This is a genomic window from Neobacillus drentensis (assembly GCF_021560175.1).
In the GTDB taxonomy this organism is placed as follows: domain Bacteria; phylum Bacillota; class Bacilli; order Bacillales; family Cytobacillaceae; genus Neobacillus; species Neobacillus drentensis_A.
Genome location: NZ_CP091110.1, coordinates 3,730,869 through 3,750,143, shown reverse-complemented (window position 1 = coordinate 3,750,143; position 19,275 = coordinate 3,730,869). Strand labels below are relative to the sequence as shown.

Annotated in this window: 18 protein-coding genes; 12 read left to right on the top strand and 6 right to left on the bottom strand. The window is 39.7% G+C overall.

Translation table 11 applies throughout. The annotated features are described in order from the left end of the window. Positions 1-46 precede the first annotated feature (46 nt). Complete coding sequence (locus L1999_RS17480) at positions 47-1,489, bottom strand: L,D-transpeptidase family protein (RefSeq protein WP_235739719.1); 1,443 nt, start codon at positions 1,487-1,489, stop codon at positions 47-49. Between the two features lie 363 nt (positions 1,490-1,852). On the opposite strand from L1999_RS17480, the gene L1999_RS17475 reads away from it, so the two are divergent. The 3 genes from L1999_RS17475 to L1999_RS17465 all read left to right on the top strand — a co-directional run bounded on the left by L1999_RS17475 (position 1,853) and on the right by L1999_RS17465 (position 6,542). Then, on the top strand, positions 1,853-3,733 hold the full coding sequence (locus L1999_RS17475) for a helix-turn-helix domain-containing protein (protein WP_235739718.1): 1,881 nt from the start codon (positions 1,853-1,855) through the stop codon (positions 3,731-3,733). 266 nt (positions 3,734-3,999) lie between these two features. Beyond that, positions 4,000-5,514, top strand: a complete 1,515-nt coding sequence (locus L1999_RS17470) for a 4-hydroxyphenylacetate 3-hydroxylase family protein (protein ID WP_235744381.1) — start codon at positions 4,000-4,002, stop codon at positions 5,512-5,514. Positions 5,515-5,552: 38 nt separating this feature from the next. Next, on the top strand, positions 5,553-6,542 hold the full coding sequence (locus tag L1999_RS17465; protein WP_235739717.1) for a catechol 2,3-dioxygenase: 990 nt from the start codon (positions 5,553-5,555) through the stop codon (positions 6,540-6,542). 58 nt (positions 6,543-6,600) lie between these two features. Here the strand turns inward: L1999_RS17465 and L1999_RS17460 are convergent, their stop codons facing one another. Beyond that, a complete protein-coding gene (locus L1999_RS17460; RefSeq protein WP_235739716.1) occupies positions 6,601-7,374 on the bottom strand; it encodes an IclR family transcriptional regulator in 774 nt (257 codons plus the stop codon). A gap of 232 nt (positions 7,375-7,606) precedes the next feature. Between L1999_RS17460 and L1999_RS17455 the strand changes: the two genes are divergently transcribed. From L1999_RS17455 to L1999_RS17425, 7 genes are all read left to right on the top strand, one after another. Continuing rightward, positions 7,607-8,602, top strand: a complete 996-nt coding sequence (locus tag L1999_RS17455; protein ID WP_235739715.1) for a catechol 2,3-dioxygenase — start codon at positions 7,607-7,609, stop codon at positions 8,600-8,602. A gap of 34 nt (positions 8,603-8,636) precedes the next feature. Continuing rightward, positions 8,637-9,548, top strand: coding sequence for an acetaldehyde dehydrogenase (acetylating) (locus L1999_RS17450; RefSeq protein WP_235739714.1), 912 nt, complete (start codon positions 8,637-8,639; stop codon positions 9,546-9,548). Then, positions 9,545-10,558, top strand: a complete 1,014-nt coding sequence (dmpG, locus tag L1999_RS17445; protein WP_235739713.1) for a 4-hydroxy-2-oxovalerate aldolase — start codon at positions 9,545-9,547, stop codon at positions 10,556-10,558. Before L1999_RS17450 ends, dmpG begins: the two co-directional genes overlap by 4 nt. 24 nt (positions 10,559-10,582) lie before the next feature. Beyond that, positions 10,583-11,362 (top strand): 2-keto-4-pentenoate hydratase, encoded by a 780-nt coding sequence (locus L1999_RS17440; RefSeq protein WP_235739712.1) that lies wholly within the window; start codon positions 10,583-10,585, stop codon positions 11,360-11,362. A gap of 73 nt (positions 11,363-11,435) precedes the next feature. Then, a complete protein-coding gene (locus L1999_RS17435; protein WP_235739711.1) occupies positions 11,436-12,227 on the top strand; it encodes a 2-keto-4-pentenoate hydratase in 792 nt (263 codons plus the stop codon). A 26-nt stretch (positions 12,228-12,253) separates the two neighbouring features. Further along, positions 12,254-12,454, top strand: coding sequence for a 2-hydroxymuconate tautomerase (locus L1999_RS17430; protein WP_235739710.1), 201 nt, complete (start codon positions 12,254-12,256; stop codon positions 12,452-12,454). Continuing rightward, positions 12,451-13,923 carry an aldehyde dehydrogenase gene (locus L1999_RS17425; protein ID WP_235739709.1) on the top strand — a complete coding sequence of 491 codons (1,473 nt, stop codon included), beginning with the start codon at positions 12,451-12,453 and terminating at the stop codon, positions 13,921-13,923. The genes L1999_RS17430 and L1999_RS17425 overlap by 4 nt, the downstream gene beginning before the upstream one ends. A gap of 175 nt (positions 13,924-14,098) precedes the next feature. On the opposite strand, the gene L1999_RS17420 is transcribed toward L1999_RS17425, so the two are convergent. After that, positions 14,099-14,986 carry an AraC family transcriptional regulator gene (locus L1999_RS17420; protein WP_235744380.1) on the bottom strand — a complete coding sequence of 296 codons (888 nt, stop codon included), beginning with the start codon at positions 14,984-14,986 and terminating at the stop codon, positions 14,099-14,101. 130 nt (positions 14,987-15,116) lie between these two features. Here L1999_RS17420 and L1999_RS17415 point away from each other — a divergent pair, with 130 nt between their 5' ends. Further along, positions 15,117-16,046 carry an EamA family transporter gene (locus tag L1999_RS17415; protein ID WP_235739708.1) on the top strand — a complete coding sequence of 310 codons (930 nt, stop codon included), beginning with the start codon at positions 15,117-15,119 and terminating at the stop codon, positions 16,044-16,046. Between the two features lie 53 nt (positions 16,047-16,099). Here the strand turns inward: L1999_RS17415 and L1999_RS17410 are convergent, their stop codons facing one another. Beyond that, positions 16,100-16,543: an Rrf2 family transcriptional regulator gene (locus tag L1999_RS17410; RefSeq protein ID WP_235739707.1), complete on the bottom strand. Its 444-nt coding sequence runs from the start codon at positions 16,541-16,543 to the stop codon at positions 16,100-16,102. Positions 16,544-16,738: 195 nt separating this feature from the next. On the opposite strand from L1999_RS17410, the gene L1999_RS17405 reads away from it, so the two are divergent. Further along, on the top strand, positions 16,739-17,611 hold the full coding sequence (locus L1999_RS17405; RefSeq protein ID WP_235739706.1) for an SDR family oxidoreductase: 873 nt from the start codon (positions 16,739-16,741) through the stop codon (positions 17,609-17,611). Between the two features lie 54 nt (positions 17,612-17,665). On the opposite strand, the gene trmL is transcribed toward L1999_RS17405, so the two are convergent. Next, a complete protein-coding gene (trmL, locus tag L1999_RS17400; RefSeq protein WP_235739705.1) occupies positions 17,666-18,136 on the bottom strand; it encodes a tRNA (uridine(34)/cytosine(34)/5-carboxymethylaminomethyluridine(34)-2'-O)-methyltransferase TrmL in 471 nt (156 codons plus the stop codon). Positions 18,137-18,242: 106 nt separating this feature from the next. Then, positions 18,243-19,157, bottom strand: coding sequence for a LysR family transcriptional regulator (locus L1999_RS17395; protein WP_275677017.1), 915 nt, complete (start codon positions 19,155-19,157; stop codon positions 18,243-18,245). Positions 19,158-19,275 lie beyond the last annotated feature (118 nt).

Below are 19,275 nucleotides of genomic sequence, written 5' to 3'. Positions count from 1 at the left end.
ATCAACGCATACATATCTTAAATAAATTAATTCGAATAGCTACTACTTAATAAATAACAACCGGCTCATAGGTGCTGAGATTACTATATACAGTTTTCATAATGCTTGGCGGAGTGTTGACACAGCCGTGCGATCCTGCCGAAAGATAGGCTTTACTGCCCCAATTGCCTCGCCAGCTGGCATCGTGGAACCCTTGGCCATCATTTGTAAAAGGAGCCCAATAATTAACATCTACCTGATAAGTGATTTTACCGTTCTCTCTGCCGGTTAGCACGGCAGGTGTCTGCTTATAGAGGATATACCACACCCCTGGTGATGTATCATGATGGGTACTATGTGTGCCGGTAACGACATTCGTTGTGACCACTAATTTCCCATTTTTATAAATCCAAATTCGCTGCTCAGCAATGGACACTTCAGCATACGTATTGCCAATCCCATTGTTCGTAATGGCATCATATCCGTAGCCCTCGCCCTTCCAGCCATTTCCATAAATATTAGAGGCGGAAACCGACTTTTCTCCATTTTCAAGTGCTTGCTTAATACGCGGTACTTCTTTATCAACATTTATGGCCCAGCCATAGCCTTTCCCTTTAACCGATATCATCGAACCCGAATGGGTCTTGAAGGTAAAATCTTTATTTAATGTAGATTGGGAATGGTTAATCTCAGTGAGCTTATTTTTAATATCACCATCATCATTTAGCGTAATCTTTAAATCTCTTGTAATTGAGGCATTTTTAATTAAGTCGCGTGCGGTTAATGAGAAAATTTTATCCTGCACCTTATAATCAACGGTCTGAGCGAGGAATTCCTCCAGCTTTTTCTGTTCATTTTTTACAAACTCGCTGTCTTCTTTAATGGGTTGTATAAATATTGGACTTAGATGAATTTCACTAATATATTTGTGCTTATCATAGTCCTTCAAAAGACTGCCCACATCATACTGCTCTCCGCTAATACTTTTAGATACAACTATTTTTCCTTGTTCCAAACGAACTACCGCATCTTGTGGCACTTTTAAATTCTGATTCATGGCTAACAGCTTTTCTTCCACCTGTTTTTTCAATGTCAGATTTCGAAACTGATCTTTACTGACCGGTATCAATGAATAATTCTTTGCCTTTGATGAAGGAAAGAACGTCCACTGGCTTTTTAACAATTTATTGAAGCTGGGCAGATCTTTAGCTGTAAATCTCATCTTTGAGTCTTTTCCATCTAAAATATGTTGGTCTCCAATATATACTACATTTGTTAATGTGGTTGTTTTTAATTTATTTAGTGCCTGCTCAGTCGTCATGCCACCAACATCGATACTATTTATCTTGATTTCTGAATTGAAGTGGTTTGCCTGGTAGTAGCTGCCTGCTGCGATGATGAGGGCGATGATAAAGATAATACTAAATGCAATAAGTTTCCATCCTCCAAACCACTTAGTTAAATTTACGCTTTGTTTCTCTAGTTCTTGAATATTTGCTGTGCTTCCCATTATGATCTCCCCCAATACCTGCTCATCCTGCTAAAAAATATCTTATGGCATTAACAAATGATTACGTGTCTCTATGTAAACGATCTTTTATAAAAAGTGGTAAATATATACTATTAGTCTACAGAATATCAGAATCGAACATTGTCGTTTTTTGTGTGCTAAAATATTAAATTTTTTTGCTGGATAAAGGCTATCTAATGTTAGTCTATTTTCAATAATGAAAGCCTTTTCATTTTTTAAATCCTTCAGTATAATGGAAACTACTAATCATCTAAAATCATAAGTCAATAATCATTCTTTCATTCACTGATACGTAAGATTTACCTAGTTCTTAAGTAAATTAGAAATTTAGGGAGCAATGGAATGAAAACTTTAAAACTGAATGAATTATTACATATTCGTCAAGAGAATGAATTATGGTTTGCCAACAATGAAAGATCTATTTTTGTTTCGAGCCAGGCTTTTGGGACGATGCAGCGTGATTTAATTGAGAATATCGGGATTAATCGGATGAAAACCTTTTTCTTCAAGTATGGCTATCAATTGGGAGTAGAAGATGCGAAAGAGGTGGCAGAAAAAGACTCTTTGAGCTTGCTTGAAAAGATCGAATATGGTCCGATTATTCATGCTTTAAAAGGACATGCGAAATCTCTCATCACCGAGAAAGATTTTGAAGTGGAAGGAAACGAAATTAAATCGTTTCGCTTTAAAGGAGTGTGGGAAAATTCATATGAAGCGGAACAACATCTTCAAAATTTTGGGATTAGCCAGAGCCCTGTTTGTTATACGTTAACTGGGTATGCCACGGGATATATTACTGGTGTGTTGGGAGTGGACGTTTTTTTCAAAGAATTGCAATGCCAGGGACAAGGGGCACCGTGTTGCATCTGGGAAGGACGCCTTGTTTCAGAATGGAAGGAAGAGGCGGAGGAATTCTTTTCTTATAGTAAAGAACTGCCAATATTAAAGGAACTGGAACAAACAAACGTAAAACTCATGCTGGAAAGAAATAATCTCTCACTAGTGTCAAAAACGTATAATGAGATGACCAATGAGCTAATTAAGGGAAATAGCATCGATTCCATCCTCGATATTTTACATAAACAACATTATGTTCCCATTATCGTGGAGGATGGTCGTCAAAATGTCATTGCCTGTAAAGGCATCACCCTTGAAGACTATGATTCCATGAGAGAAAATTTTTCTGAGCTGGCAGACAAAAAGCAATGCCATTCCAAAGTACGTGTTTTCTCGATGGAAAATGGGACTCGACTGATGTCTCCAATTTTTCTATTAGGGAAGGTTGTCGGTTATTGTTCTTTTCTGTATGAACGAGAAAGAACCCCTAATTATGAGATCGACTCGATGATTCTTGATCGCTTAGCGTCGATTTGCTCGCTGCTGTTTTTAAAGGAAAAAACGGAAGTGGAATCGTTGGAACAAGTGAAGGGTCATTTTCTTGAAGAAATTATTAGCGGAAAATATACACAACAAGAAATTATGAGGAAAGCGGATTTTATTCAGTTAGATCTATCCGATCACTATCATATTGTAGTGTTGACCTACAAGTATTTGAATTCATGTGATGAAAAGGAATTGACGCTTCATAAAAAAACGTTTGAAAGGGTCTCTGCTTACTTTCGAGAAGAAAAAAACCTCAATGTGTTAATCGGTCAGCAACCTGACAGCTTAATTCTCCTGATGACAGAGAAACAAGTGCGTCAGCAAAACATGGAGAAAACGATTCGAACTTTAGTTTCCTATTTAAAAAAGAAAATAAAAAATGCTTTGTTCTTAGCGGGTATAAGCTCCCACTACAGCAACATTCTAGAAGCAGGAGTTGCAATGGAAGAAGCACGTTCAGCAGTGCGACTTTCTTCAAGGGATGAACCAATTACGCTTTTTAGTGATTTAGGCATGCTTGGAATCTTGATCAATGACCAAAACGAACAAGCGATCAAGAAAATGATCCGAGACCAACTTGGGATTCTCTACGAGAGTCTAGATAAGCATAAATTAGAATTGATTGAAACGCTCTACCATTTTCTAGAGCAAGGGGGGAACTTGGATCAAACAGCAGAATCCCTCGTACTATCTAAAAGCGGACTTCGTTATCGTCTCAATAAAATTACCGACCTCCTTGATTGTGACTTGCGTGATCCCCAAAGACAATTTCAGTTGATGATGGCGTTAAAAGCATTGAAAATTATTGAGCATGAAAGAATTAAAAAAATTCAAGCATAGTGATGAATTTAATCTACTACAAGAAATCCAGGATATCATGAATTATGAACCTATTCATCGATCAAGTTGCAAGACAGCCCACAGACACTCTGTTAGTGGGCTGTCTTGCTTTTTTTCGAACAACTGACACAAAGTAGTTGTATTTATAGAGTTTTCTATCATCTTGTGTCATTGTTTATAATTTTCAGATAATTTAAGATAAAACTAGTGATGGACTAATAGATTCACACTTCAATTAGAAGATATTTATGAATGGAGTTGAAGGAATGTACACAGGTAAAGAATACTTGGAAAGTCTCAATGACGGCAGGGCAGTGTATTTAAACGGAGAAAAAATTAAAGATGTTACAACCCATCCAGCTTATCGGAATGCTGCTCGTTCGTATGCGAGAATGTATGATGCTCTTCATGATCCATCTACACGTGATATCTTAACGACAACAAGTGAATTTGGCGACAGAACACATAAATTTTTCAAAACTCCTACTAGTTCTCAGGATTTGTTAGAGGCAAGAGATGCAATTGCTCAGTGGGCAAAGCTAAGCTACGGTTTTATGGGAAGAACCCCTGACTATAAAGCATCCTTCACTGGGCACCTAAATGCGTTTGGTCATTTTTATGAGGGGTTTGAAGACAACGCGAAGGCATGGTACAAAAAAGCAACAAAAGAAGTACCATTTATTAATCATACGATTATTAATCCGCAAGTGGATCGTTCAAAACCGTTACACGAGAATAAAGACGCCTTTGTTCGTGCGGTTGCAGAACGCGATGACGGCATAATTGTAAGCGGTGCCAAAATGGTTGGGACAGCTTCTGCGTTAACACATTATAACTTTGTTGCTAACTATGGGCCGAAAGATTTAGGTGGGGGCGATGATAGTCACGCATTGATCTTCTTCGTGCCAATGAATGCTGAAGGAGTTCGTATGATAAGCCGCCAATCCTACGAATTAAACGCATTTAAAACTGGAACGCCATTTGATTATCCATTATCGAGCCGCTTTGATGAAAATGATGCAGTGATTGTCCTTGATAATGTGTTCATACCTTGGGAAGATGTGCTAGCTTACCGAAATATTGAAGTTTCAAATAATTTTGCAAAAGTAAGCGGTTTTATACCAAGGTTTACTTTTCATGGTTGTACGCGTCTCGCCGTTAAGTTGGATTTTATGACCGGGTTGTTATTGAAAGCAACGGAAGGAGCTGGGACAAAAGATTTCCGTGGAGTTCAGGCGAAGATTGGAGAGGTCGTTGCATTACGAAATATGTTCTGGGGTCTATCAACCGCAATGGCAACGGATCCTGAAAAAGGGCCAAATGGGTTAGTGATTCCAAACTCTTACTCTAGTGCCGCTTATCGTGCGTTAGCTCCATTGGCTTGGGTGAAGGTGAAAAATATTTTCGAGCAAGTCGTGGCTGGTGGGTTAATTCAATTACCTTCAAGTTCAAAAGATTTTCTCAATGAAGATTTAAGACCTTACTTGGACACATATTATCGCGGAACAGGAATTGGTGCTGAAGAACGTGTGAAATTATTGAAAATGGTTTGGGATACGATTGGCACAGAGTTTGGAGGCCGTCATGAATTATATGAAGTAAACTATGCAGGAAATCATGAAAATATCAATATGGAAGCGTTATTCCACTTTGAGGCAACAGGTGCTGCGGATCAGCAAAAAGCATTCGTCGAATCTGCATTAAACGATTATGACCTTAAGGGTTGGACAAACAAAACATGGGCAGAAGCTGCGGAAAAAGAAGCGGTTATTAAATCATAAAGTTCTTATGGAAAATTCGAAAAATTAGGAGGATTCACATGAGTTCATACCAAGAACCCATTTTTGATGTAGCACAGCTTGCCCACGTAGAGATACTTTCACCGCAGCTTGAAAAATCCGTTGAATTTTTTACCAGATTTCTAGGAATGGAAGTAACCGCTCGTACTGAAAGATCCGTATATCTTCGTGCTTATGAGGATTTCTACCACAATACGTTAATCATTACGGAATCCGAGCAAGCAGGAGTTGGCCATATCGCTTGGCGTGCCACTTCCCCGCAAGCGCTAGTGCGACGTGTGGAGGAAATTGAAAAAACGGGATTAGGAAAAGGCTGGATTGATGGGGATATCGGACATGGCAAGGCCTACCAATTTACCAGTCCAGACGGTCATTTAATGGAAATTCTATGGGACGTTGAGTATTATCAAGTGGATGCGGAGCGAAGATCTAAACTATTAAATAGACCATCCAAACGGCCTGATCGTGGTGTGCCGGTTCGCCGCTTGGATCATATTAATCTCATGACTTCGAATCCAGGAGCTGATACGGACTTTATGCTGGACCAGCTCGGATTTCGTTTAAGAGAGCAAATCCAAGACAATGGCCATGTGCTAGGGAGCTGGATAAGTGTTTCCAATCTCGTCCATGAAATTGCCTATATGCAAGAGCCTAACGGAGTAAAAGGAAAGCTGCATCATCTTTGCTACTGGTATGGAATTCCACAAAATCTTTATGATGTCGCGGATTTACTTAAAGATCATGATATAAAAATTGAAGTTCCTCCGAATAAGCATGGAGTCAGTCAGGCGTTTTGTATGTATGTTATTGAACCAGGCGGAAACCGAATCGAATTGTTCGGTGATGCAGGTTATATTATTACAGACCCAGCATGGAAGCCGGTGATTTGGGATATGAAGGACGTTCCCGGTAATGGTGATACTTGGATTGGGACTGAATTCCCACAATCATGGTGGACGCAAGGAACACCGTTAACACCTGTTAAAACAGCTGACATTGTTAACTCTTAATAGAAGAGATTAATAGAATAATCTTCTTACCCTCTTTGGTCCGTCTTTGAAGGAAATCTTACCTTTTCCAATAACCTAGCCGCTCGGAAATTAATTCTCCGGCACGAATTAATTCACTCGCAAAATACTGAATTCGTTGTCTGGAGAATCGCGGACTAGGACCTACTAGGTTAATAGCAGCAGTGACTTTTCCAGTATGGTCTCTAACGGGGGCCGATACGGATGTCCGTCCAATGGTATATTCATCAATACTTACGGAATAACCTTGCCTTAAGATGGTACTCAACTCTTGTCGGAACTTATTTGGGTCAACAATCGTTTTCGGTGTGATCGCATCGAGGCCATTTTGAATCACCAAATCGACTAAGTAGTTGCCGCTATGCGCAAGGAGAAGTTTTCCAGAGCTTGTACAGTGAGCATAATTATGAAATCCTAAGTGAGAAGGTAGTTTATTCGAGGTTTTGCTTTCGACTTTGTCTAAATAGACCACATGATTTCCATCTAATATTGCCAGGTGGGCAGTTTCCCCATATTTATTAGCAAGGTCGGTTAGTATCGGACGTGATTCCCTATGCAAATCGATGTTGCCAAGGACAATCGAACTTAATTCCACAACGGAGAGACCCAATTCATATTTATTGGTCTCTTTATTTTTTTGAACTAATCCCTCGGAGGCAAGTGTAGTAAGAATTCTTTGGACACTGCTTTTACCGAGTCCCAGCTCATTTGCTAGTTCTCGTACCCCTTTTTGCGGTTGATCCATTTTGAAAGCCCGCAAGATTTTAATGGCACTTTTAACAGATGAGAGCAGCTTATCTTGTTCTTGTATCATATTTTCCTCCAAATAATAAAAATATTAAAAAATTGGAAATCATGTCCCGCATAAAGGGACGATGCCGTTGTGAACATCTTACCAGCCCCTTAAGATAGAGGCATACATCACGTATTAGCCGATTTAGGAGAATGTGATATCGATAATAATGAAAACGTTATCATCATTCCCTATATTTCGTCAATAATAATTTGTTTGAGTTGAAAAAAGGAAAATTTAAGGAGGAACGGACATGACATTTATTAACGAACCCATTTTTGATGTAGCACAATTAGCACACGTGGAGCTTTTTTCTCCAAAACTAGAACAATCAGTTGAATTTTTTACAAGATTCCTAGGAATGGAAGTGACCGCTCGTTCCGGAGGCTCCGTGTATCTTCGTGCTTATGAGGACTTATACCATAATACATTAAAAATCACTGAGGCAAAACATGCAGGAGTGGGTCATGTTGCGTGGCGGGCAACGTCACCGCAGGCACTCGAGCGCCGCGTAGCAGAAATTGAAAAAACGGGATTAGGTAAAGGCTGGATTGAAGGAGATATCGGCCATGGGAAAGCTTTTCAATTTACGACACCGGATGGTCATTTAATGGAAATCCTGTGGGACGTCGACTATTACAAAGTTCAAGAAAAGCAGCGCTCCAAATTATTAAACCGTCCCTCCAAACGCCCAGACCACGGTGTGCCGGTTCGCCGATTGGATCATATCAATTTAATGACCTCCAATCCAGGAGCAGATTCGGACTTTTTGATAGATAAACTGGGTTTCCGATTAAGGGAGCAAATTCAAGATAATGGTCATGTCCTTGGAAGCTGGATGAGCGTGTCCAATCTTGTTCATGAGATTGCCTATATGCAAGAGCCAAATGGCGTCAAGGGCAAGCTGCATCATCTTTGCTACTGGTATGGCATTCCGCAAAACCTATATGATGTGGCCGATTTACTTAAAGATCATGATATCAAAATAGAAGTTCCGCCTAATAAACATGGAGTTTCTCAAGCTTTCTGTATGTATGTAATAGAACCAGGCGGCAACCGGATCGAATTGTTCGGCGATGCAGGTTATATCATTACAGATCCAGCTTGGAAACCAGTGGTATGGGAAATGAAGGACGTTCCAGGTAATGGTGATACTTGGATAGGAACAGAATTCCCTGTATCTTGGTGGACGCAAGGAACACCACTTACAGTTATTGAGGCTGCTGAAGTCGAAGTTGTAAAACCTTAATTTGTTGATTACTAGAATAGCGGGGTGAAAAGTCTTGACGAAAATAAAAGCAGCGATACTAGGATCGGGAAATATTGGAACAGATCTGATGTATAAAATAGTAAAAAATGATGGAAATATGGACTTAGCCATAGTGTCGGGAATTGATCCAAATTCCGAAGGCCTAGCGAGAGCAAGGGAGAAAGGAATTGCCACAAGCCATCATGGAATTGATGCAATTTTGGAGGATCCAGAGATTAAGATTGTATTTGATGCAACAAGTGCAAAAGCCCATAAGCTGAACGCCCCAGCACTAAGAGAACAAGGGAAATTAGCCGTGGATATGACTCCAGCTGCGATTGGACCGTTTGTCGTCCCAACTGTAAATATGCATGACCAACTGGAAGCGATGAATGTCAACTTGATTTCTTGCGGCGGACAAGCGACAACCCCACTTGTTCACGCCGTCAATCGAATAGTTCCTGTTCATTATGCAGAAGTCATTGCGACAGCGGCCAGTCTATCGATTGGACCTGGAACAAGGCAAAATGTCGATGAGTTTGTTCGCACAACCGCAAATGCAGTCCAGCAAATTGGCGGAGCGAAAATAGCAAGAGCGATTCCTATTTTCAATCCAGCAGTGCCGCCAATTAATATGACAAATTCCGTTTATGCCGTGATAAAGGAAGAATTTAATGAAGCCGCGGTTATTGAGTCGATTCAAGCAATTGCAGCTGAAATTTCTAGTTATGTGCCAGGCTATCGATTAAAAGGTACGCCTTTTGTGGATTATCGTGAAACTCCATGGGGCCGACTGCCAACAGTAATTATTATGAATGAAGTAATCGGAGCAGGAGACTTCTTCCCTACCTATGCCGGGAATTTAGATATCATGACTGCGTCTGCCTACCGAGTTGGAGATGTATATGCCGCCCATTTTCTTAGTGCAAAGGAGGTAACACGATGAAGATTCCTAGACTGACAGATACAACACTACGAGATGGTGATCATGCTGTTAGCCACAGTTATACGCCTGAACAGGTCCGAGCTATTGTTAGAGATTTAGATGAAGCCGGTGTTCCTGTTATTGAAGTGAGCCATGGTTCTGGTTTAAATGGATCGACGATTCAGCAAGGGTTCTCAAGTTACTCTGAATTTGACTTGATTAAAATAGCAGTGGAAACCGCAAAAAACGCTAAAATTGCGTCTTTATTCGTACCGGGGATAGGGACGGGCAAAGAGCTAAGAGAAGCAGCAGAACTGGGCATTTCTGTAATCCGGATTGCCGTTCATTGTACGGAAGCGGATGTTACTGAGCAATACTTCCGCTTAGCAAAAGAATTAGGCCTTGAGGCTGTTGGTTTCTTGATGATGTCTCATACTCAGCCTGCCAGCGTTCTTGCGAAGCAGGCAAAGCTGATGGAATCATATGGTGCCGATTGCGTATATGTTGTAGATTCTGCAGGGGCTCTTGTTCAAAGTGGTGTCTGCGAAAGAGTGATGGCCTTAAAAGAAGCATTGTCTATTCAAGTCGGCTTCCACGCTCATAATAACCTTGGCTTGGCAATTGGCAATACGATCACGGCGCTTGAAGCTGGTGCGGATCAAATTGACGGAACGCTAAGAGGGCTAGGCGCGGGAGCTGGAAATGCGCAAACGGAAGTTCTGGTTGCGGTTCTTAATAAAATGAACATTAAAACCGGAATCAATCTAGCCATCTTAATGGATGCTGCTGAAGAAAAAGTGGCGCCGCTTATGCAATCTCCGATTGTGATTGATCGCGGTAACTTATCAAGCGGTTATGCCGGAGTTTATAACAGCTTTTTATTACATGTTAAACACGCAGCAGAAAAGTTTGGTGTCGGGGTATCTGAAATTATGGAAGAGCTTGGCAAAAGACAAACAGTTGCTGGCCAGGAGGACTGGATTTTAGATGTTGCCGTTGAACTAGCGGAGAAGAAACGGTTAAAAGTATAGTACTTGTGTAAGGAGGGAACAGTTGTGTCAATTATTCAAGAAGCGGCCACTTATCTTTTGGAAGCAGAGGAAACCAAGACTGTAATCAAGCCGTTAACGGTTGTCTATCCAGAAATAACCGTCGATGAGGCTTATTACACGCAGTTAGAAATTATTCGTCGAAAAGTCGCAAATGGCGGAATCATCGTTGGGAAGAAAATTGGCGCGACAAGCAAAGCGATTCAAAACATGTTTGGTGTCACCCAGCCGGATTACGGTCATTTATTGGCTGATATGATGTATGTTGAAGGCGAAGAAATTTCACTAGCAGACTATATCCAACCGAAAGTAGAATTTGAGATTGCCTTTATTTTAAAAAAGGATTTAAAAGGCCCGAATGTTTCCATCCTAGATGTCATTGCTGCGACAGATTACATTGTTCCGGCCATTGAAGTGATTGATAGCCGGATTGAAGATTGGAAGATTAAGTTTGAAGACACAGTTGCAGACAATGGATCCTCTGCTTGTGCGATTATTGGCGGGAAACCAACAAAGTTAGCCGGCTTGGATCTTACTCATATTGGTATGGTCGCTTATCAAAATGGAGAAATGATTGATTCTGGAGCAGGGGCAGCTGTCCTTGGCAATCCACTGCGTTCCGTGGCTTGGCTGGCAAATTCATTAGGAAAGTACGATGTCTCCCTGAAATCAGGAGAAATCATTCTGTCAGGGGCCTTAACGAGAGCTGTTGAAGTGAAAGACAATGATACATTTACGGCAGAGTTTGCCCATATTGGTACGGTTACAGCCAAGTTTAAAAGATAATGTAAAATCTTGAATAGCTTGGGGCATTCCTCAATCGTGATTGATGGAAGATTAAAGGAAACTAGGTGATAACATGATTAAAACGGATGTAATCGATCAAATTGCTGTTGAACTTTTTGAGGCGGAAAAGAAGAAAAAAGCGGTTGGTAAATTTGTTGACACCTCTCCCGAACTGGACGAAGCATTAGCCTATCAAGTTCAGGAACGCTTAATCGAATTGAAATGCAAAGAAGAGAATACGAAAAGAATTGGCCGAAAACTAGGTTTAACGAGCAAAGCAAAACAAGAGATGATGGGCGTTCATGAACCATCTTACGGGGTTTTGCTTGAAAGCATGCAGCTGTTTGAAGGGGAAAGGATTTCGCTTGACCCTTTCATCCATGCAAAGTTGGAACCAGAGATTGCCTTTATTTTTAATCGAGAGTTGAAGGGACCTCATGTCACGGTTGCGGATGTGCTCGATGCAACAGAATATATTGCTCCTGCAGTAGAAATCATTGACAGCCGCTTCCATGGGTTCAGCTTTACCTTACCTGATGCGGTAGCTGATAACTCATCCTCCTCTCGTTTTATCATTGGTGAAAAATTCTCTTCTGCGAAGGATTTCGATCTGAAATTGATGGGAATGGTTTTTAAACAAAACGGAGAAGTCGTCGCGACTGGTGCGGGTGCAGCTGTAATGGGGCATCCAGCGAGAGCGATTGCTTGGTTAGCCAATCGGTTGTATAAGGTAGGTCAAAGTATTCAACCCGGAGAAGTCGTGTTAAGCGGCTCCTTATCCGCAGCGATAAAAATTGAAGCAGGTGACCATTTCTCAGCGGGTTTTGATGGTCTTGGCTCGGTGGAGGCTGTATTCACAGAATAAACTTCAAGACGAGGGGGGAGCTGTTTATGCCATTTATTCAGATTAATATTCTTAAAGGGAGATCACCGGAAAAGAAAGAACGATTGATTCGTGAAGTTACAGAAGTCGTTTCGACGGTACTAGAAGCACCTGTCCAAAATGTTCGCATCATGATTAATGAACTAGAACCAGAACATTGGGGGATTGCAGGCGAATCAGTGAAAAAGCGAAAGGAGGTCTCAAAATGACAAATGTCCAAACGATAGTCAGAGAAGTGGGCCTTTATATAAACGGAGAATATGTAAAAGCAAGCGATGGAGCTAGTTTTGAGGTGAAAAACCCTGCTACACAGGAGGTGATCGCGAAAGTCAGTGAAGCCACACAAGAGGATGTGGATCGTGCCTGCCATGTCGCACGTGACGCATTTGAAAATGGTCCGTGGAGAACGATGACAGTAGCCGAGCGTTGTGCAAAGCTTCGCCGTATGGCTGAGATTATCCTTGAGCGAAAAGAGGAAATAGCGCGTTTAGATGCGACCGATGTAGGAAAGCCGTTTCAATCGGCCGTTCAGCATGAAGTTCCACGAGCTGCAAACAACATCAAATTTTTTGCGGATTTTATGGAGCAGCAAGGCGGAGAAGTGTATCCAATGGAAGAAGCGTATTTAAACTACACGCGTTACGAACCAGTTGGAGTAGCTGCACTCATTACCCCTTGGAATGTTCCTTTTATGTTGACCACTTGGAAGCTTGGTCCTTGTCTTGCTGCAGGCAATACAGCTGTTATTAAACCAGCTGAAATGACTCCGCTTTCTGTTTCGCTCCTTGGAGAAATTGCCAAAGAAGCAGGAATTCCAGATGGCGTTGTGAATGTTGTTCATGGTCAAGGTGGAGTCGTTGGAACGGCTTTGACAACCCATCCTGAAGTAGATCTTGTTTCCTTCACGGGTTCCACGGCTACCGGAAAGCGAATTTTGAAAAACGGCGCTGATACGTTAAAAAAGGTTTCTTTTGAATTAGGTGGAAAAGCTGCCAATATCGTGTTCGAAGATGCTACTCTTGATAAAGCGATACCGGTTTCGATTCAGGCAGCATTCATGAATTCCGGGCAAATTTGTCTTGCAGGATCAAGAATCTTGGTGCATCGCCCGATATTAGATGAATTTCTTGACCGATTTAAGAAAGCGGCAATGGAACTAAAAGTCGGCGATCCACAAGATGTGGAAACAAAAATGGGACCGGTTGTGAGTGAAGAGCATTATAAAAAAGTAACAAGCTATCTAGAGATTGCCAAAGAAGAAAATGCTACGTTAATTTGTGGTGGGAAACGACCGGATTTACCGGAACATTTACAAAATGGCTTCTACTTAGAGCCTACGGTTTATATTCAAGAAAATCCTAAGTCTCGAATATGCCAAGAAGAAATATTTGGGCCAATTGTGACAATCATCCCATTTGATACCGAAGAAGAAGCCCTTCGTATTGCCAATGATACGGAATATGGATTAAACGGTGTTGTTTGGACAGAAAACCTTCAACGCGCGCACCGAATTTCTCATTCAGTTAGAGCGGGTACGATTTGGGTGAACTGCTGGTTTGTACGTGATCTCCGTGCTCCATTCGGCGGCTTTAAAAAGAGTGGCATCGGACGTGAAGGTGGCCATCACAGTATGGAATTTTTCACAGAAGCAAAAAATATATGTATTGCCCTGAAATAGTAATGAAAAGATCGAAAAGCGTATGTCAAAATAAAGTCCTTTATAGAGACAAGCTAAGTAGTTAAATAAAAAACATGACACTAACTGCAGACCCCTCAAAGAGGGGAGCTGCAGTTAGTGTCAATGCTCTAGCTGTGGATCTAAATAAGCTTTAATAAGTAGTGTAAGTGCACTGCTAAACAAGTGAACTGGAATTCTGTTTTTTGTAAGCCAATGGGGTCATGTTCATTGACTTTCGGAATTTATCTATGAAATAGCTTGTGCTGTTAAATCCTACTTGATAAGCAACATCTGTCACATTTGATTCCGGTTGTTGTAGTAAAGTTAAACTTCTTTGAATTCGATAATCTGTTACATAATTCAGAGGTGTTTTCTTTAAAATTCGTTTGAAATATCGGCAGCACTCAGAACGACTTAATTGACCAGCTCGTGCAAGATCGTCTAAAAGGATTTTCTCCGCATAATGTAGGTGGATCCAATTTAACATCTGTTTCATTCGATGACTTTTGACTACTTCCATCTGTTCGTACTCCAATTCAATCCCATTCATAATTAAGTTCTTCCAAATTAAGGTTAGATGCAGGCTGATGTCGATTTCAAAGTATGGTGATTTTTGTTTGATCAGCTGATTGATTCTATCTATAGAACTTAAAATGTTATTTGCCCAAGGCTCCTCTGGAACCAAGCGCAAATAAGGAATATTAGTCGCCTGAATATAAGGGCTAACATGGGTGGTATAAAGTTCTTGGGATAAAATGAAATGGGGGGATACATTTAAACAAATATAGGCACAGCCTGAATTATTTTTATCTTTTGCCATGTGCAGGCAGCCACTATTTATAAATAACCCCTCACCAGCTTTTATAATGATCGTTTCTTCATTTATTTGAAAAAGGGCTTCTCCTTTTATAACGAGAACAAACTGAAATTCATCATGCCAATGAAGTGGTATATATCCATTTATATTTTGATTAATCGTGGTTTCGTAACAAGCGAGCGGTAACACCACTGTACGATGTTCCGTTAATTCTTTTAAACTTTGGTCCACCATAAAATCTTTTATTTGCATATTCTTGCACCTGCTCAATATACTTATATTTTTTCATTCGATTTGGGTATTATTTTAGCAGTTTTCCACTTATTATTAAAAATAGTATATCACTATTTTTATATTTAAAGGTGGAGAATCAATCATGAATAGACAAAAGGGAATTGCTCTTGTTATTACTGGAGCGGTATTTTGGGGGATTGGTGGAACTGTTGCAAAAAAGCTATTTCAACAGTATCAAATCGATGTAGATTGGCTAGTTACCACTCGATTACTTCTAGCTGGTTTTTTACTCTTAACCGTTCAATTTTTCAGAAAAGACCGTTCCCAGATACTTGGAGTTTGGAAAACTAGAAAGACCGCTATTCCATTACTGATTTTCGGATTAATCGGCATGCTTGCGGTTCAATACACGTATATGGCTTCCATTCAACATGGAAATGCAGCGGTTGCCACTCTATTACAATATTTAGCACCTGTGATCATTATCGTTTACTTGATTATCCGCAAACAAACGATTGTAACACGAAATGATTTGTTGACTGTTTCACTTGCTTTAGTGGGATGTTTTTTCTTATTAACAAACGGCTCCATTTCTCAATTATCTGTACCAACACCTGCCATCGTTTGGGGTGTGCTATCTGGATTCGCTTTAGCCTTTTATACGTTATATGCCATTCCATTACTGAAGCAATACGATTCGCTTGTTATTGTTGGTTGGGCTATGATGATCGGTGGTTTGGCTTTAAGTTTTATTCATCCACCGTGGCAATTAGACACTAGAGGCTTAACACTAGAAGCTTATTTATATCTGTTCTTCGTTATCATTTTTGGTACGATGATTGCCTTCTGGTTTTATATAGAAAGTTTGCAAAGTCTAGCACCTAAAGAATCAAGTCTGCTTGGAAGCATAGAGCCACTAGCGGCTGTTTTAACGACAGTCTTTTGGTTAAAAGAATCGTTTGGAATTTTCCAATGGATTGGTACAGCTTGTATAATTGGGATGATTGTATTGTTGGCTTTGAATAAAGAGCCCTTCTCAAAGGCTAAGAGTGAAGTGAGTATTTCTTATTAGAATAGAGCAGATAGTAGTAAACGACATTCACCGGAGGAATGTCGTTTTTCTAATTACTTTATAGTATTAAATTCCTCTTTTTCAATAATATCTTTCACTACATCTTCAATGGTTACATTCCCAAGAGCCTTTTCCAATGCCGTTTGGGCTAAAGTAAACAAAGGTTCAATGGTACATTGAATATTTCTCCCGACAAGACAATCAGGATTTGGATTTTCATGTATGCTAAACAACTCTTTCTCTTGGACGACATTAACTGCTTTATATACGTCCTGTAATGTAATATCAGATAAATCCTTTGCTAATTCAGCCCCTGCAATACCTGGCCTCACGATTATCAACCCTGCTTTTTTTAGCATCCCCATAATTTTCCTGATCACTGCTGGATTGGTATTTACACTCCCTGCTAAAAATTCAGATGAGCTGACCCCATCTTTATTAATTTCAATAAGAGCTAATATATGAATCCCGACAGCAAATCGGCTGCTGATAGACATGTTTCGTCACCATCCTATTAACGATTCTATTATTTAATTTATTTTTTTTTCATGTAATTAAATTGATTACAAGCTTATTATACCAAATTAACAATAAAATATAAAAAAACTAACTTGTTGACAAAATGAGTACAGGTAACTAAAATGAAAACATGTAATCAATATTGTTACAACTAAAACCTGGAGGGAATATAAATGAAACTATTAGTTACTGGAGCAACAGGGAAGTTAGGTACAAAAGTGGTCGATTCATTATTGAAAGCTATACCAGCAAGTGATTTGGCAGTGAGTGTTCGAAATCCAGAGAAAGCAGAAGGACTTCGTGATCGGGGAGTAGAAGTTCGGCATGGTGATTTTGACCGACCAGAAACATTAGATCAGGCTTTTACAGGGATTGACCGTTTATTAATTATTTCTGCGGATGGTGACAATGAAACAAGAATTCGTCAACATACTGACGCTGTCCAAGCGGCGGAGCGTGCAGGGGTAAAATTTATTGCTTACACAAGCTTGGCAAATGCTACCGATAGTAAAAATTTAATGGCTCCGCCTCATGTTGCGACAGAAGCAGCCATCATTAAAACGGGTATCCCATATTCTTTCTTGCGCAACAATTGGTATTTGGAGAATGAAATTGGAAGCATTCAAGGTGCGCTCGCCGGAGCTCCGTGGGTAACTTCAGCTGGGGAAGGTAAAGTAGGCTGGGCACTGCAACAAGATTACGCTGATGCAGCAGCAGCGGTTCTTCTTGGAAACGGTCATGAGAATTCAGTGTATGAACTATCTGGTCCACTTTTAACTCAAGAAGAATTGGCATCTGAACTTGTTGCGGTATTGGGTAAAGAAATACCTGTACAACAAGTTAGTGACGAAAAATATGCAGAGATAATGAAAGGTTTAGGGTTGCCTGATTTTGTGATTCCGATTGTAGTAGGAATTCAAGAAAGTATTCGGAATGGTTCACTTGATGTTGAAAGTAATGATTTTGAGAAAGTACTTGGTCGTCCAGTTACTCCAATCAAAGAAGCACTGACCCAACTTGTTAATTCAATTTCACCAGAAAAATAAATATATTTATGTAAGTAAAAACAAACAAAAAATCTTCCTAGCCGGAAGATTTTTTTACTTTAGATTGGGAAATCCTTGCTGACGCAAAGCCTCATACACCAATATAGCTGCTGTATTCGAGAGGTTCAGTGATCGAATATGATCATTCATTGGTATTCTTAAAAAATGGTCCTTATTATTTCTAAGTAAATCCTTTGGTAAACCAGTTGTTTCTTTTCCGAACATAAAATAATGTTCTTTTGAACCATCACTGAAATCAAAAGATGAATGTGGTTTTTCACCAAACGTTTCAATATAGTAAAACTCACCTTGGTTTTTTGAAAAAAAGTCATCTAATGAGTCATAGTACGTTATGTTTACAAGCTCCCAGAAATCTAAACCGGCTTGTTTGATCATCTTTTCATCTGTTGAAAAGCCAAGTGGCCGGATTAAATGCAATGCTGTTTCCGTTGCGGCACAAGTGCGTGCAATATTTTCAGTGTTAGCGGGAATTTCTGGTTGATATAGTACAACATGTATTGCCAAAAATGGTCACCTCTATCTTTATTTTACCCTCCAAATTATAGCATACAGTTTGTAAAGAGTTGTACGTTAACTCCCACAGGTTAATAGGAAAACCTGCTTTTTTTCTTCATTGTTTTAATTTTTTTGACCAATAAGAACTGGCAATACCTATAAGATCTTTAGCAGGATTACTTAGATAAGTACCTTTTTTATAAGATGCACATACTTCCCAAACAGGTTTTTGCTTGATGACGAAGTATGAGACGTTAGAGTTAGGCTGGGCATAAGCCATTGGGATGATGGAACAACAAATTCCTTCGGCCACCATTTGGTACAAAGTATGGCAGCTCCTAGTTTCTAACAAGATAGATGGGTTAAAATCTTCATCGGCAGTAAGATAATCATAAATTTCTCGAAGAGTGGATCCTTTTTGCATAAGGGCAAACGTATCGTTTTTAAAAAGTTCTAAGCTTATTTCAGGTAATTTATCACCGAGTTTTCCTCCTAAATGGGCTAGGGGATGCGCTTTAGGAACAGCTAAAATAATATCTTCTGAACAGATAAAGATATATTCATCATTTGTTTTTTGTGAATTTTGCAATGTTAATAATCCAATATCAATATTCCCCAGTGATATTTCATGTTGTTGTTGTTTCACCGGCAGTTCAATTGGTTCCACTTTTAGATTAGGATACTTTTTGTAAAAAGTGGGATAGATGGTTGCAAACATTTCTGGACCACGTTCAGGAGTTAAGCCAATACTAAGCTTTCCTTTTTTTATATCCAATAGGTCATTAATTTGGTTGTAGGTATCTCTTTTAATACGGAGCATTTTTTTTGCATTCTCAATATAAATTTCTCCTGCTTGAGTGGGATGCCAATTTGTCCTTGAACGAACAAAAAGTTGCGTTCCTAGTTCTTTTTCTAATTTTAAGAGCTGCTGATTTAACGCTGATTGAGTGATAAATAGTTTTTCAGCTGCTTTTGTAATATTGTTTTCCTCAGCGATTTTAATCATATAGTCCAACTGTTTTAGATCCATTTGAAATTCTCCTACGTACTCTTAGATTTTCTTATAGAATTCTAAAAATAACCACTTTTACTTTATATATGATGTAAGAGTACAATTGTTTTGAGAATAAAACAAGAGTTTAGGAGGG